We start from the raw sequence: 14,206 nt of genomic DNA on the forward strand, positions 1-14,206 counted from the left end.
TGCCCCGCCCGCCGACGGCCCGGTGCTCACTCACGGTGGTACTGGTCGGCGAGGATCGTGACGGATCCGTCGGCGGCCGCCTCCACCAGCCGGACGACGGCGATCCGGCTCCGGTCGGGGCTGCGCACGCAGAACGGGCGCCGCTCCCCCAGGGCACTGAAGGGCAGCGCGGTCACCGGCTTCGTCTCGATGCCCTGCTCGCACTCGGCGGGCGTCGGTGCGCCGCCCTCGGCCAGGTGCACGTCCGAGGACTCCGAGGGGACGAAGGCCCGGCCCTCCGGCGCCAGGTACCAGGTGGCCGTGTCGGCCGGCACCACCTTCCCGGCCTCCAGGTCGAACTCGTAGCCGGAGTCGGGCGCGGTCAGCTTCGTCCCCGCGTAGCCGGGCACGTAGCCGTCGGCGCCGGCGCCGTCCGGTTCCGGGGTGTCGAACCAGTACACGGCCGCACCGCATGCCGCGAGGGTCACGGCGACCGCCGCGGCCACCGCCGGCAGGCGCCCGCGGGTGCGCCGCCGCGCCCGCCGGCCGCCGCCCGCCTCCGGCGCCGGGGCGGACGGTACGGAGGCGGGCGCCGGTACGGAGGCGGGCGCCGGTGCGGGGACGGGGGCGGCCGGGGCCGTCGGCGCGTGCGGGGCGGGCCATCCGCCGTCCCGCCCCGCGCCGACCTCCTCCCGGACCGGCCGGGGCAGCCAGCCCTCGGTGAACTCCGGCCGCGGCCCGACGCCGGGGTGGGCGTGGACGTACCCGATCAGCTCTGCGGTCGTGGGCCGGTCCGCCGGCCCCTTGGCCAGGCACCAGCGGACCAGCTGCTCCAGTTCGGCGGGGACCCCGGTGAGGTCGGGGTGCTCGTGCACCACCCGGTAGAGGGCGGTCGACTCCGGACCGCCGCCGAAGGGCGGCTGCCCGCCCGCCACGTACGCCGTCAGCGCACCGAGCGCGAAGACGTCGGTGGCGGACGTCACCGGCCGGCCCAGCGCCTGCTCGGGTGCCATGAAGGCGGCGGTTCCGATCCGCAGCCCGGTGCCCGTCAGGGCGGCGGAGCCGGCCGCGTGCGCGATCCCGAAGTCGATCACCCGGGGGCCGTCGCCGGCGAGCAGCACGTTGGCCGGCTTGAGGTCGCGGTGGACCACGCCCGCCCCGTGGATGGCCTGGAGCGCCTCGGCGATGCCCGCGACGAGCAGCAGCACCGTGCGGACCGGCAGCGGCCCGTGCCGGCGCACCACCTCGTCCAGCGAGGGACCCGGCACGTAGGCGGTGGCCAGCCAGGGCGTGCGCTCGTCCACCCCGGAGTCGACCACCTGCGCGGTGAAGAGGCCGTGGATCCGGCGGGCGCTGGCCACCTCGCGGGCGAACCGCTCCCGGAACGCGGGATCCGCGGCGAACTCCCTGCGGACGGCCTTCAGCGCGATCGGGCGGCCGCCGGGGGTGTGGGCGAGGTAGACCTCGCCCATGCCGCCGGAACCGAGCCGGGCGTGGAGGCGGTAGCCGCCGATCTCTCGGGGGTCGTCTGCGGACAGCGCCGCGTGGGCCGGCTGTACGCCGGAAGGCTGAACGGACATGCGGTGGCTCTTTCGAAGTGCGGAAGTGACCGGATCGCATCGTCGCCCTAACTGGATTTTCAGTCAATGTGTGACAATGCGAGACGCGACATCGCCAGGAAGGATCACACCGTGACGGACCGCAGACGCGTCATCCTCGAAAGCGCCGCCCGGGTCATCGCACGCAGGGGCGTCCGGGGGCTGCGGGTGACGGAGCTGGCGGCGGAGGCGGGTGTCTCCACCGCCCTGGTCTACTACCACTTCCGGGACCGGCCCGGCATCCTGCGGCACGCCCTCGCCTTCATCGGGGACCGGGCCGACCGGTACACGGAGTCCGGGCGGGACGGCCTCCCGCCGGGCCCGGCCGACCCCCGGGAGCGGCTGGAGCGGATGCTGCTGCTGGAGATCCAGGACCTGCCGGAGGTGCGCGAGAACAGCGCCGCCTGGGGGGAGCTGCGGGCCCACGCGGTCTTCGATCCGGAGCTGCGGGACGAGCTCGCCGCGGCCGGCGCCGCCTGGACGGGCGAGGTCGCCGAGCTGCTCGGCGGCGTGCACCCGGCGGCCGGCGCGGACGCCGTCACGGCCGCCGCCGAGCGGCTCACCGCCCTGCTGGAGGGGTTGAGCGTCCGCTGGCTGAGCGGGCTGGCGCCACCGGCCCACGCCCGGGAGCTGCTGCGGACGGCGGTCCGGGTGGAAGTCGACCGGCTGGTGCCACAGCACACGTCGCCGCCACCCTCGCGGTTTGACTGAAAATCCAGTCAGTGTCAGAGTGGCGGCAACGAGCCGTTCCGCTTTCCCGCCGAACGGCCGACCGCGGGGTTGACGCGCACCCTTGTCGCAGGGGCCCGGGGCCCCGAGCCCCTGGTCGCGCCCCGCGCCCGTCCCGGCGGGACGAACCTGTCCCGCCGGTCCACGATCGGAGTCTCCCGTGACGAACCCGCCCCCCACTCGCCGGACCGTCCTGCGCACCCTCTCCGCGCTCGGAGCCCTCGCCTTCGGATCCGCCGCCTGCGGCCCCGCCGAGTCGGCCCTGCGGTCCGGTACGCCGGCCGGCTCGGCCCAGTCCGCCTCCGGCGCCCCCGGGCGCCGCCTCGGCGCCGAGTGGGAGAGCCACACCCGCACCTTCATGTCCTGGCCGGCCCTGGCCGCAGGGGTGTGGGAGGAGGACCTGCGCTACGTCCGCGAGGACATCGCCAGGATCGCCCGCGCCATCGGGGAGTACGAGGCCGTGGTCATGATGGCCCGCCCGGAACAGGTGTCGGCCGCGCAGCGGGCCGTCGGCTCCCAGGTCGAGGTCATCCCGCTGGCCGTCGACGACCTCTGGGCCCGCGACACGGTCCCCGTCTTCGTCGAGGAGGGCGGCAAGGTCACCGGTGTCGACTTCAACTTCAACGGCTGGGGCGACAAGCAGACGCACGGCAACGACGCCCAGGTCGGGCGCGCGCTGCTGCAGAAGTACAAGATCCCCCGGGTACAGGCGCCGCTGGTCGCCGAGGGCGGCTCCTTCGAGCCCGACGGCGAGGGCACGCTGATGATCACCGAGAGCTCGATCCTCAACGACAACCGCAACCGGGGCAAGTCCCGCGACACCATCGAGGCCGAGCTGAAGCAGACCCTCGGCGTGGAGAAGGTCATCTGGCTGGCCGGCGTGCGCGGCGAGGACATCACCGACGCCCACGTCGACAGCCTCGTACGGTTCACCGAGCCCGGTGTCGTCCTGCTGGACCGAGCGCACCCCAGCACCCCGCCGGACTCCTGGTCGCGCTCCGCGGACCAGGCGAAGTCCGTCCTGTCGAAGGCGACGGACGCCCGCGGCCGCCGTTTCGAGGTCATCGACCTCCCGCAGCCCGACCTGAACCGCATCACGGGCCGCGGTGACGACTTCGTCTCCACCTACGCCAACTTCTACATCGCCAACGACGCCGTGTTCATGCCCAAGTTCGGGGACCGCACTGCCGACGACCGCGCCCGCGGCATCCTCCAGGAACACTTCCCCAAGCGCGACGTCGTCCCGGTCTCCATCGACACGATCGCCTCGGGCGGCGGCGGCATCCACTGCTCGACCCACGACCAGCCGGGCAAGCCCGCCGCCTGACGCGGCCCCTCCGGGCGGGCCTCCCCGGCTCGGTGTCGGTGATCGCGGGCGGATCCTCCGTCCTGGACCGGTGGCGGGGCTTGCCGGTGTCGCCGGTCCCGGCGGCCGTCAGGGCGTCCGCGTGCTCCTCGGTGGCGTCGGCGCGTCCGGTGCGTACGGCGCCTTCCGCGCAGCCGGCCGCCCACTGGTCGGATCCGCAGACGCAGAAGGGCGGTTCGTGGGTGCCGTGGCGGGGGCCGACGGCCGTGACAGCCGCACGCGTGGTTCGGCGGCGCCGTGGAACGGGGCACCGAGTCCGGGGAGTTCGCCGACCGCGACGTCGCCGCGCCGAGCACGCTGGTGCCGGTCCCGAGCGACCGGTACACGGGTCGCCGCCAGGCGGTAAGTGAGGCCCCGCGCACGGGGGATGACGCGGGGCCTCCACCCAACCATAGCGCGCCCCGGGCCCCGTACGACGGGCAGTCCGGGCCGTCGGCCGAGCTCACCCCCGTGAAGCTCGACCCCGGCCCGGCCGCCGCCGCTCCTCCTCGACACTTCAGTGGCGGAGAAGCATTGGTAACGTACACCAGAGTATCCGTCAGGCGTCAACCAAAGTGGTGCCGGTGTCGGCCCGTTGGGCTTCGAGGAACACTGTGGTGGGCAAAGGCTCGGCATCACGCCAAGGAGGTCGTGTACGTGGAGGATGACCAGTCGCCCACCTTCGCCCAGCTGCTGGACCACCTCTTCCGTGAGGTGCACCCCCCTTCACGGGGGCCCTACACCTACGCGGAGGTCGCCGAGGGGATCCGCAAGGCCGCGACCGGAGAAGGGCGAGGGGTGACGGCGAGCGCCATCCAGCAGCTGCGCACCGGCGCCAAGCGGAACCCGACGCGGCACACCATCAAGGCCCTGGCCGACTTCTTCGGGGTACCGGCGGGCTACTTCGTCGACAGTGCCGCCGCCGAACGCACCAGGGCGGAGATCGACCTCCTCGCCGCCATGCGCGACCAGGACGTCCGCAAGGTGGCCCTGCGCGCCAACGGCCTGAGCGTCGACAGCCTGAAGATGCTGTCCACCGTGATCGAACAGGCCCGGAAACTCGAAGGGCTCACCACCGAGGACCCCGCTCAGGACCTGAACCTGGACGACTGAACCGCGCGCCGGGCGGCGATCGGACGACGCCCGCCCCGACACACCCCCCTGTGGCCGCTCTTCGCCAGGGGGGATCGGGCGTTTCCCGACCCCGCCCTCGAAGCGGAGTCGCGAACATGCCAGCATGGGGGCGCGTTCCGGGCTTCCATGGAGAGGTTCGCCCCGGCCGACCACCCCCGACCGGCGTCACCAGAGTGAGGACATGGACCTTGAGCAGCTTCGCGCCACGTGTGAGGCGCGCGTCGAGGCGCTTCGGCTCCCGCACCGCTTCAGCACCCGCGACCTCCGCGACGCCGTGGCCGAACTGCGCGGACGCCCCATCGTCCTGCGCCCGCTGAGCACCCTGGGCGCCCTGGACGCCCCGTGCGGCATCCGCCTGGAGACCCCGGACGCCGACCTGTTGTTCTACGAGGAGGCCACCTCCCCCCTCCACCAGAACCACATCCTGGCCCACGAGATCAGCCACATCATCTGTGACCACCCCGGCAGCCTCGAACTGGACCAGGACACCCTGCGCGCGATCGGGTTCAACCCCACCCTCGTCCGGCGCATGTCCGGCCGGACCGGCTACACCAGTGAGGACGAACGCGAGGCCGAGGTGATGGCCAGCGTGATCCGACAACTCATGTACCGGGGACGCGAAAGCCCGCCGAGCCGGCCCGCCAGCGGGGCCGAGAGCTGGGACGCGCTGTTCGCCGAGCCACACAGGAAGAAACGCCACCGGAAATGATCGACATCCTCTTCACGGGCACGGCCGTCGTGCTGCTGTGCTTCGCCGCCTACTGGGTGCGAGGACGCGGCGGACACCGCCCCACGGGCACCTGGGCGATGGCGGCGCTGCTGACCTCGTTCGCCCTCGCCTTCGCCTCCTACGCCCCCGCCGTGGAGCGTGCGGTCGAGTCGGTGGTCCCCCACGTCGCCCGGCTCCTCAGCAACACCTTCACGCTGACGGCGGCCACCTCGGTCCTCGCCTTCCTCTTCCAGCTCAACCTGGAGCGCGAGCGGGCCCGCCGGCAGATCCGACTGCGCGTCATCACCCTCGCCGTCTGCGCCGCGGGCATGACCGGCTTCTTCGCCGCCGAACAACTCACCGGCCGGAACCCGGTGTTGTACGCGTGCTACGTACTCATCTACATCTCCTACCTGGGGTACACGGCCAAGGACTTCCTGCTGCAGACCTGGGCCCAGTCCAAGCGCTCCACCCGCCGCAGTCAGCGCTGGGGCCTGCGCACGACCTCGGTCGGCTGCGGCTTCGCCCTCGTCTACGCCGCGTACAAGCTCTTCGCCCTGGTCTCCATCGGCCTCGGCCTCGGGCTCGTGCCCGACCACGCCCGGTGCTCGACGCCGCTGACCCCCTTCCGCTGCGCGTTCAGCGTGACCGCCCCCGCCGTCGCCGTGCTCCTGATCACCGTCGGACTCACCCTCCCCGCCCTGCTGTGGCCGCTCAGCCGGCTGCGCCGGCGCCGCTGGGAACGGAACTCGTTCACCGCGCTGGAACCCCTGTGGCGGGAGGTCACCTCGGTGGTCCCCGAGGTCGTGCTCGACCCGGGCAGCACCGAAGCCGACGCCCACGACCTCGACTTCCACCTGCACCGCCGGGTCATCGAGATCAACGACTGCGTGCTGGCCCTGCGCCGGTACCGTCAGGCGTCGGTACGGGACGCCGCGGCCGCCGAGGCCGCCCGCCGGGGCGCGGCCGGCACCCCCGAGGGCGATGCAGAGGTGGAGGCGGCGGTCATCGCGGCGGCCGTCGACGCGAAGCGGACCGGTCTCCCCCTCGACGGCGACGAGGCCCCGCCCGCCGCCGGCACCCGCTCCCGCAAGGGCGACCTCCCGGCGGAGACCGCCTGGCTGCTGCTCGTGGCGGACGCCTACGCGCGCCGCCCGGCACCCGAGCACGCGGGCGCGGCCTCGTGACCGCCCCGCGGCAGGACCCCCTGCGCGACCCGCGCTTCTTCGCCGACCCCTATCCCACCTACGACCGGCTGCGCGAGGGCTGCCCCGTCCAGCGGATCCCCACCGGCTCCGGCGGCCACCACGCGTACCTGATCACCGGCCACCCCGAGGCCCGCCAGGCGTTCACCGACCCCCGGCTCTCCAAGGACACGGCCCGCTTCTTCGCCGGCCGGCCCTCGGACCGCGACCTGCACCCCGCCGTCTCCCGCAACATGCTGTCGAGCGACCCCCCGGCGCACACCCGCCACCGACGGGTGGCGACACCGCTGTTCACCACCGGGCGCGTCCGGGAGCTGCGCCCGTTCATCACCCGGGTCGTCGACGGCCTCACGGCCACGTGGCGACCGGGCACGGACATCGACCTGGTGGCGGACCTGGCCGTCCCTCTCCCGGTCACCGTCGTCTGCGAACTGCTGGGCGTCCCGGAAGCCGACCGCACCACCCTCGCCGGCTGGTCCCGCGATCTCTTCGATGCCACGGACACCACCCGCGTCGACGCCGCGTCGCACCGCATCGGCGACTACCTCACCGCGCTCGTGGACGCGGCCCGCGCCACCCCCGGCGACGGCCCGCTCCACTCCCTCCTGCGCGACTGCGACGAGGGCGGCCTCGACCGGGACGAGGCCGTCTCCCTGGCCGCCCTCCTGCTGGTCGCCGGGCACGAGACCACCACCCACTTCATCGGCAACGCCGTCCTGGCCCTGCTCCGGCACCCGGAGGCCTTCGACCGCCTGCGCCGGGACCCGGACCTGATCCCCGGAGCCCTCGACGAACTGCTCCGCTTCGACTCCCCGGTGAGCGTGGCCACCTTCCGTCACAGCACGCAGGACCTGAGCATCGGCGGGACCGGCATCCCGGCCGGCCACCCGGTCCTCATCGCCCCCGGAGCCGCCAACCGCGACCCGTCCGCCTTCCCCGACCCGGACCGCCTGGACCTCGACCGCGACGCAGCCTCCCACCTCTCCTTCGGCCACGGCATCCACCGCTGCCCGGGCGCCCCCCTGGCCCGGGCCGAGGCCGAAATCGCCCTCCGCGCCCTCCTGACCCGCTTCCCGAACACCCGCCTGGCCGTCCCCGCGGAGTCCCTGGCCTGGCGCCGGACCCGCCTCACCCGAGGCCTGACCGCCCTCCCCCTCATCCTCGGCTGAGCACACCGCGGCCCCGGGCGTGGCCTCAGGCCGGGTGACCGGGCTCCAGGTCCCGCAGTTCCCGGTACCGGAGCAGCGGGGGCGGCGGCCCCTCGCCCGGCGGGCACACCTCCACGGGTGCCAGGAGGAAGCCCACGTGGTCCCCGCCCTCGATCTGCCCTTCGATCCTGCCGGTGAACCAGGTGGACAGCTGCTCCAGGATCGGGCTTCCGGCTTCCCCCGGACGCCAGCCGACCCTTGCGAACTTGTCCGCCCGGTCACCCGTCTGCCCTCCGAAGAGCTCCGCCAGCGCTCGGTCGTCCCGGTGGAGCAGGTGCACGGTGAGGTGCTCGGCCCCGCGCGCGACGCGGTAGGTGTGGTTGGCGACCGACAGCCAGACGGCGAACCTCGGCGGGTCGATGGAGCACTGCGAGACGAAGCCCACCAGGCAGCCCGCCCGCTCGCCACCGGAAGCGACCGTGACCACGTACATCGGGCCGTCGAGATCGTCGGTGAAGGGGTCGAGCTCCGTCACTGCGCCTCCTCGGCGGCGGGCCGCCTTCACGTCCGGGTGGTGAGGGTCGTACGCACCAGGTCGCCGACCACGTCGATCAGGCGGCCCCGCCGCTGGTACGACGCGCGCTGGCGGGCGGCCCCGCCGCCGGAGCGCCGCACCCGGTCGAACAGTTCCTCCGCGAGGCCGGAGTCGCCGGCGGCTGCCAGGCCGGGCCCCGCCCGAGCCAGCAGCCGCTCCACCGAGGTCGTGGCCGGTACGGACTCCCCGCTCACCGGGTCGAGCCCGTCCCCCGCCAGCCCCTGCCGCGCGGCGAGCCGGTGCGCGGCGAGCAAGCGCGCCTCGGGGGGACGGGGAACCGGCCGCCCCTCGGCGATCTCGGGCAGCAGGGCGGTGGCCAGACCCCGTACCAAGGCCGTCAGCAGTACCACCGCGTCGAGGTCGGCGTTCACGTCGCAGAGCCGGATCTCCAGCGTCGGCACGTGCTCGGAGGGGCGTGCGTACCAGTAGATCATCCGGCGGTCGAGCAGGGTGCCCGTCCGCACCAGATGGTCGGCGAGGCGGTCGTACCCGGCTTCGTCGAGCAGGGGGGCGGGGCCCACTCCGGGCCAGCGGGCGTGCTCCACGGCCCTCCGGCTCGCCCAGCCGGTCTCGTGGCCGAGGGAGAAGGGCGAGTTGGCGGCGAGCGCCTGCAGGGTCGGCAGCCAGGGGCGCATGTGGTTGGCCAGGGCGAGTGCCTGGCCGCGTCCGGTGACCCCGACGTGGATGTGACAGCCGCAGACCATCCCGTCGTACGAGCCCACCAGGGAGGGCCAGCGGGCGGCCATCCGGCCGTACCGCTCACCCGGGGTCACGGTCGGCGGCCCGCCCGGGGGGATCACCGGGGTCCCGGTGGCGACGAGCAGGCAGCCTTCACCGGCGGCCGCCTCCGCCATCGCCTGCCGCAGCAGGGCCAGTTCGGACCCCAGCTCGGCCAGGCGATCCGTGGGCCGGGTGCAGACCTCGACCTGCGCTCCGAAGAACTCAGTCTGTGCCTGATCGCCCAGTACCGCACGTGCGGCTTCCACGACGCGCGGACCGCGGGCCACGGGGATCCCCGTGCGCCGCTCCACGAGCAGGAACTCCTCCTCCACTCCCACCGTCATCCGCCGGGTGCCCCGGGGCAGGGGTGCGTGGACGCGGCCGGCTCCGAGGGCTGGGGCGATCACTTCGAGCGACATGGAGGAGCCCTTCGTCGACCGGGCCGCGGCAAGCCTCGGCAGGCTCACCCGTCACCCCGCGCCTGCCCACTGTCCGTCCCGCCAATCCCCGGGGGGACGCCCCGATGGACGGACCGGTTCACCCGGCTGGTGTCGAGACCGGTGTCGAGACTCTCCGGGTGCCCCCGCCCTCGACGCGGCCCGCACCGACCTCCCGTCGGGGCCGGCGCCACCCCGGTCCGCGCACGCCTCGAACCCGCCGTGCCCGGTCACACGGCCCGCGGGCCGGCCGGCCCGCCGCGGAAGCGGCTCACTGATCCCGTAGCTCCCGGCCACCCCTCGGTCAAGGGTGCGCGCAGCGCACTGCGCCCCTGGTCCCATGCCCCGCGGATGTGGGCGGCGAGGCGGTCCTCCAGGAGGAGGGTGGCCGCGCAGCCGAAGGCGATGTCCGCCTCCAGGGCCGGCTCGTCGGCGAGGAGCCCGCCGATGACCTCGTGGCGTACGACCTGCTCGTGGACGGCGTCGGCTTCCACGTGCTCGGTGTAGAAGCGCTCGGCGGCCGGACCGGCCGCGCAGCGCCGCATGGCCCTGGCCATGCGGCGGGAGCCGGGCGGCGAGGTGACCTCGACGCTCGCGAAGTGCCCGACGAGCGCGCCGCGCAGGGCCCGGTGGAGCCCGAAGAGGGACATCAGGTTCACGGTCGCGAGCAGGGGCGCCGGCGCGCGGTCCAGGTAGCGGCCGTACGTCGGGTCCAGATCGAGGTCGGCCATGAGGTCCGCGAAGAGCTTCGCGTGGATGCGGTCGGCGCGGCCCGCGCCGAACTCGTCGTACTCGACGGCCACCATCGCGGCCTTGGCGCGGCCGGTGAGCCGGGGGACGACCCAGAGGTGGGGGTCGGCCTCCTTCAGGTGGTAGAGGGAACGCAGGGCCGCGTACTCGCGCAACTGCCACAGCTCGCCCTCGGTTTCCAGGTAGCGGCTGAGACTGCCGGATAGGTCGACGGGCTCGACGAGCAGGGGGGCGAACGCGTCCTCGACCGATCGGGGTGCGCCCGACAGCTCCGTCCGCAGGGCGTGGAGGAAGCGGTCTTCCAGGGCCCGGCGCGCCCGCAGGAGGTCCGGATCCCATTCCCTCTCCTCGTCCACGCCGTCGAAGCCCCGGTAGTGCAGCTCGTACAGCAGGTAGAGCGCGAGCTGGAGGTCCTCCCCCCACGGGTCGGCCCTCGACACCGGCCCTGGGCCGTACGCCGGCGGGCGGCCGGACCGCAGGGCGTCCGCCACCGCGGAGGACAGCTCGCCCCGCCCCTCGACCAGGCGGGGGCCGGCAGGGGTCGCCGTCGTGCTCGGTCCGGGAGGGGTCATCGCGGCTTCCCGTCCTCGGGCGGCGAGACGGCGCGCTCGCGGCGGCGGTGGCTCGTGTCGCACCAGGGGTACGTCCGGCTGCGGCGGCAGGTGCACACCGCGACCACGAAGCGTGCGGAGCGGGCCACGGTCCCGTCGTCCAGGACGATCTCCACCGGGCCCTCGACGAGGACCGGGCCCTGCGGGTCCACGAACACCCGGCGGGCGGGTGTCACCGCGCGCGTCGCGTTCGGGGCGCTGTCAGAGGTGCCGGGCACGAATGATCACCAGTTCCTCCTGCTCGTCGGCCCCGGTCGCCAGGCCCCGCCGCTCCAGCCAGGCCCGCCGAGACCGCAGTACGGGGCCCCAGGGCACGCAGGCCCTCGCCGTGACCTCTGCGGTCAGCCGCCCCCCGGTCAGCCGGTCGACGGTCTCCTCGGCCCCGCACATCCCCGAATGCACCATGAGCAGGACTCCCCCGGGGCGCAGCAGGGCCGGAGCTGCCGAACAGATGCGGTCGATGACCATCCGCCCGTCGGGACCGGCGTCCCAGGCACGCTCCGGGCCGTGCGACGGCAGCCGGGCCCGCGGCGCGGGGACGTACGGAGGATTGGCGACCACCAGGTCGAAGCGGCACCCCGAGGTGCGCGCCGCGAAGTCGCCGTGCAGCACCCGCAGGGGAAGCCGTCGGCGCAGGGCGTTCAGGCGTGCCGTGAGCACGGCCGGCCAGGAGACGTCGACGGCCGTGGCCCGCGCGCCCCGGTCCGCGGCCTGCAGGGCCAAGGCACCCGTGCCCGTACCGATCTCCAGCACGTCCGTCCGGGGCCCCAGGTCCTCATGGGCGAGCGCCGCCGCCAGGAGGCGGGTGTCCGCCTGCGGCCGGTAGACGCCCGGCAGAACGATCAGGCCGCCGGGCAGCGTGCCCAGGAGCAGAGTCGGAGAGGACACCAGGCACCTCCTTTGATCGACCGGCACGCCCGCGATGGCGAAACCGGGGGACTCCCGAGACCCTGCGACTGCCCCTCCACACGCTCGCCATCCGGAAGGGCGTCGATCTCAGGAGGATCAGACGAGAATCCGTCCGGGCACACCCGGCCGGGCCGGGGCTGGAACCGGAGGCCTCCTTCAAGTCCCGCGGTACGGCACGCGTCTTCCTGCGGCTCCGGCCGTGGGGCGGGGAGACCCCTCGTCGTCTGCGACGGGCACCCCCTGCGCGGCATCGGCGGCGGGAGTCCTACCGTGGGAATCAGAGCAACTGGAGCGGCCATGTCCGTGACATCGACTTCGCACACCTCGGGCCGGTCGCCGCACCTGCCGACGGGACCGCCATGACCGGCTTCCGCCGGCCGGCCCGGTGGCCGCGCTTCGGACGGATAGGCAGCACGATCCGTCGTACGCGGGCGGGCAGACGCTGGGGGCGTGTCCAGGACGTGGAACTGTGGCAGCGCTCGCTGGGGTTCGCCGCGCTCGGGTTCCTGACACTGGTACCGCTGCTGATCGTCGTGTCGGCGGCGAACACCGCCACCGGCCAAGGGTTCGCGCAGTGGCTGGGAGACGGGCTCGGAGTGTCGCCGGCCGCCAGGGCGGAGATCGACCGGCTCTTCGCCCTGCCCGGCGAGGCGTGGCGGACCACCACGGCGTTCGGCCTGGCGCTGCTCGCCGTGTTCGGCCTGTCCTTCGGCACCGTGCTGCAGAGCGGCTACGAACGGATCTGGGACCTGCCTCCTGCCCGCTGGTGGGCCCGATGGCGGCACGTGCTGTGGCTCGGCATGCTGATCGCCGTCCTCTACCTCTCGGCGATCACGCCGCCGTGGCCTGAATCCGCTGCCCGGGGGTTCGTCACGGTGGTGATCGGCACCCTGTTCTTCTGGTGGTCCCAGCGGCTGCTGCTCGGTGGCCGGGTCGGGTGGCTCGCCCTCCTCCCGGGGGCGGTGACCACCATGATCGGACTGCTCGGACTCCGGATCTTCTCCCGCCTGGTCTTCTCACCGCTGATCGCGTCCAGCGCCGTCACGTACGGTCCGTTCGGAACCGTCCTCGTCATCCAGTCCTGGCTCGTCGGCATCGGCGTCGTCGTCTTCGGCGGCGCACTCGCCGGCCGGCTCCTCCACGAAGAACTGGCCCGCCGGGCCCGACCACCAGCCCCCGGCCTCTGACGGGGACCGGGCTTCGCCGGTGGGGCCCGGCCCGCTTTCCTTGCGGGCCGGACCCCGTGCCGGCCGGAGCCGGCGTGCTCCCGGCCGGGCCCGTCCTGCGTCAGGTGTGAAGGCGGCTGTTGGTGCCGTCGTGGCCGTCGGCCTGCTCCTCGTCGAACCAGTAGTCGCCCGCCGCGAGGTAGCGGAACGAGTGCCCGCCGTGGGCGGCGAGCGTGACGGTCGCGGCGCGCGTGCCGTCACCTCGGGGCTCCAGAGGATGGACCGCTGGGTTCCAGTGGTTGAAGTCCCCGACGACGCTGACCGGCCCGTCCGGAGTGTTCTCCGGCAGGACGAAGGTGACTCGTGTACGACCCTTGAGCTGCTTGCGTTCGAGCACTGAGAACTCCAGTCGCGAAGACATCGGGGCATGAAGCCCGTGCATCCTCGCGCACGGGCAGGTCTCGTCCCCCGCACACGGCCGTGCGTCCTGCGGGAAGTCACCTGTCCGGTCCCGGTCCCGGTCCCGACGACCATCCCGGAACCAGCCCCGCTCCCCCGCGCCGCCCGGCCGGCGCCGGGGCGGCGAAAGGCTTGGTGCGCGGGGCCGACGGAAGCGGGTAACGTCTTTGTCATGTTCTTCCAGACGCCGATTTACGAGTGAGAGCGTGACGGGCTCCCGCTGGCGTCCTTCGACATCGCCGCGCCCGTCCCCCACCGATGAATCCGTACATACTTCACATCACCACCGGGAGAACCCGTGACCGACAGCAAGAACATAAACAACCCCGTGGGCCAGGGCGGCGGCCAGCGCAAGAAGCTGTCCCGCGCCGAACGGCAGAACAACGGTCCGCACCGCAACCTCGACCGCCAGAGTGCTGCCGACCGGAAGGCGGAGCTGGTGCGCAAGATGCGCGAGAAGGCACGCGCAGCCGAGGACGCCGGACAGGCGGGCGACGACACCGCACAGAGCTGACGCACCGCCGCCGCGGGGCGGCACCGCACGGGCCAGGGGGGGGGGGGGGGGGGGGGGGGGGGGGGGGGGGGGGGGGGGGGGGTGTTGTTGGGTGTGGGGGGGGGGGGGGGGTGGGGGGTGGGGGGGGGGGGGGGGGGGTGGGAGGGGTGTATGCGCGCGACGGAGGGGGCGTTCTGCTCTTCTCCTGTCTCTACGGAG

General features: G+C 73.9%; 15 protein-coding genes. 8 read left to right on the forward strand and 7 right to left on the reverse strand.

Annotation, left to right across the window (positions count from 1 at the left end):
- Positions 1 to 26: 26 nt before the first annotated feature.
- The gene (locus ACZ7IF_RS02080) at positions 27 to 1,559 is read right to left on the reverse strand and encodes a serine/threonine-protein kinase (RefSeq protein WP_470961533.1); all 1,533 of its coding nucleotides are present in this window, start codon (positions 1,557 to 1,559) and stop codon (positions 27 to 29) included.
- Positions 1,560 to 1,670: 111 nt separating this feature from the next.
- On the opposite strand from ACZ7IF_RS02080, the gene ACZ7IF_RS02085 reads away from it, so the two are divergent.
- The 6 genes from ACZ7IF_RS02085 (at position 1,671) to ACZ7IF_RS02110 (ending at position 7,868) form a co-directional block, all read left to right on the forward strand.
- Positions 1,671 to 2,288 (forward strand): TetR/AcrR family transcriptional regulator, encoded by a 618-nt coding sequence (locus ACZ7IF_RS02085; protein WP_470961536.1) that lies wholly within the window; start codon positions 1,671 to 1,673, stop codon positions 2,286 to 2,288.
- A 178-nt stretch (positions 2,289 to 2,466) separates the two neighbouring features.
- Complete coding sequence (locus tag ACZ7IF_RS02090) at positions 2,467 to 3,633, forward strand: agmatine deiminase family protein (protein WP_470961539.1); 1,167 nt, start codon at positions 2,467 to 2,469, stop codon at positions 3,631 to 3,633.
- Positions 3,634 to 4,308: 675 nt separating this feature from the next.
- Positions 4,309 to 4,764, forward strand: coding sequence for a helix-turn-helix domain-containing protein (locus tag ACZ7IF_RS02095; RefSeq protein ID WP_470961542.1), 456 nt, complete (start codon positions 4,309 to 4,311; stop codon positions 4,762 to 4,764).
- Positions 4,765 to 4,966: 202 nt separating this feature from the next.
- A complete protein-coding gene (locus ACZ7IF_RS02100) occupies positions 4,967 to 5,494 on the forward strand; it encodes a regulator component (RefSeq protein WP_470961545.1) in 528 nt (175 codons plus the stop codon).
- Positions 5,491 to 6,681: an MAB_1171c family putative transporter gene (locus tag ACZ7IF_RS02105; RefSeq protein WP_470961548.1), complete on the forward strand. Its 1,191-nt coding sequence runs from the start codon at positions 5,491 to 5,493 to the stop codon at positions 6,679 to 6,681. Before ACZ7IF_RS02100 ends, ACZ7IF_RS02105 begins: the two co-directional genes overlap by 4 nt.
- Positions 6,678 to 7,868: a cytochrome P450 family protein gene (locus ACZ7IF_RS02110; protein ID WP_470961551.1), complete on the forward strand. Its 1,191-nt coding sequence runs from the start codon at positions 6,678 to 6,680 to the stop codon at positions 7,866 to 7,868. Before ACZ7IF_RS02105 ends, ACZ7IF_RS02110 begins: the two co-directional genes overlap by 4 nt.
- Positions 7,869 to 7,893: 25 nt before the next feature.
- On the opposite strand, the gene ACZ7IF_RS02115 is transcribed toward ACZ7IF_RS02110, so the two are convergent.
- The 5 genes from ACZ7IF_RS02115 to ACZ7IF_RS02135 all read right to left on the reverse strand — a co-directional run bounded on the left by ACZ7IF_RS02115 (position 7,894) and on the right by ACZ7IF_RS02135 (position 11,848).
- Positions 7,894 to 8,382, reverse strand: coding sequence for a flavin reductase family protein (locus ACZ7IF_RS02115; RefSeq protein WP_470961554.1), 489 nt, complete (start codon positions 8,380 to 8,382; stop codon positions 7,894 to 7,896).
- Positions 8,383 to 8,408: 26 nt separating this feature from the next.
- Positions 8,409 to 9,581, reverse strand: coding sequence for a carboxylate-amine ligase (locus ACZ7IF_RS02120; protein WP_470961556.1), 1,173 nt, complete (start codon positions 9,579 to 9,581; stop codon positions 8,409 to 8,411).
- A gap of 248 nt (positions 9,582 to 9,829) precedes the next feature.
- Positions 9,830 to 10,921 (reverse strand): iron-containing redox enzyme family protein, encoded by a 1,092-nt coding sequence (locus tag ACZ7IF_RS02125; protein WP_470961559.1) that lies wholly within the window; start codon positions 10,919 to 10,921, stop codon positions 9,830 to 9,832.
- Complete coding sequence (locus ACZ7IF_RS02130) at positions 10,918 to 11,178, reverse strand: CDGSH iron-sulfur domain-containing protein (RefSeq protein WP_470961563.1); 261 nt, start codon at positions 11,176 to 11,178, stop codon at positions 10,918 to 10,920. Before ACZ7IF_RS02130 ends, ACZ7IF_RS02125 begins: the two co-directional genes overlap by 4 nt.
- The gene (locus ACZ7IF_RS02135) at positions 11,162 to 11,848 is read right to left on the reverse strand and encodes a HemK2/MTQ2 family protein methyltransferase (protein WP_470961566.1); all 687 of its coding nucleotides are present in this window, start codon (positions 11,846 to 11,848) and stop codon (positions 11,162 to 11,164) included. The genes ACZ7IF_RS02130 and ACZ7IF_RS02135 overlap by 17 nt, the downstream gene beginning before the upstream one ends.
- Before the next feature lie 380 nt (positions 11,849 to 12,228).
- Between ACZ7IF_RS02135 and ACZ7IF_RS02140 the strand changes: the two genes are divergently transcribed.
- Positions 12,229 to 13,056, forward strand: a complete 828-nt coding sequence (locus tag ACZ7IF_RS02140; protein ID WP_470961569.1) for a ribonuclease BN — start codon at positions 12,229 to 12,231, stop codon at positions 13,054 to 13,056.
- Positions 13,057 to 13,156: 100 nt separating this feature from the next.
- Here ACZ7IF_RS02140 and ACZ7IF_RS02145 read toward each other — a convergent pair whose 3' ends face one another.
- Positions 13,157 to 13,456: an isoamylase early set domain-containing protein gene (locus ACZ7IF_RS02145; protein ID WP_470961572.1), complete on the reverse strand. Its 300-nt coding sequence runs from the start codon at positions 13,454 to 13,456 to the stop codon at positions 13,157 to 13,159.
- A 336-nt stretch (positions 13,457 to 13,792) separates the two neighbouring features.
- Between ACZ7IF_RS02145 and ACZ7IF_RS02150 the strand changes: the two genes are divergently transcribed.
- Positions 13,793 to 14,008, forward strand: coding sequence for a DUF6243 family protein (locus tag ACZ7IF_RS02150; protein ID WP_470961574.1), 216 nt, complete (start codon positions 13,793 to 13,795; stop codon positions 14,006 to 14,008).
- The last annotated feature ends 198 nt before the right edge of the window (positions 14,009 to 14,206 follow it).

The organism is Streptomyces sp. NPDC037421 (genome assembly GCF_055602105.1).

What these genes read in the sequence shown, in the direction of transcription:
- ACZ7IF_RS02080 (WP_470961533.1), bottom strand. Translation starts at nt 1,559, where the DNA reads ATGTCCGTTCAGCCTTCCGGCGTACAGCCGGCCCACGCGGCGCTGTCC.
- ACZ7IF_RS02100 (WP_470961545.1), top strand. Translation starts at nt 4,967, where the DNA reads ATGGACCTTGAGCAGCTTCGCGCCACGTGTGAGGCGCGCGTCGAGGCG.
- ACZ7IF_RS02105 (WP_470961548.1), top strand. Translation starts at nt 5,491, where the DNA reads ATGATCGACATCCTCTTCACGGGCACGGCCGTCGTGCTGCTGTGCTTC.
- ACZ7IF_RS02120 (WP_470961556.1), bottom strand. Translation starts at nt 9,581, where the DNA reads ATGTCGCTCGAAGTGATCGCCCCAGCCCTCGGAGCCGGCCGCGTCCAC.
- ACZ7IF_RS02125 (WP_470961559.1), bottom strand. Translation starts at nt 10,921, where the DNA reads ATGACCCCTCCCGGACCGAGCACGACGGCGACCCCTGCCGGCCCCCGC.
- ACZ7IF_RS02140 (WP_470961569.1), top strand. Translation starts at nt 12,229, where the DNA reads ATGACCGGCTTCCGCCGGCCGGCCCGGTGGCCGCGCTTCGGACGGATA.
- ACZ7IF_RS02145 (WP_470961572.1), bottom strand. Translation starts at nt 13,456, where the DNA reads ATGTCTTCGCGACTGGAGTTCTCAGTGCTCGAACGCAAGCAGCTCAAG.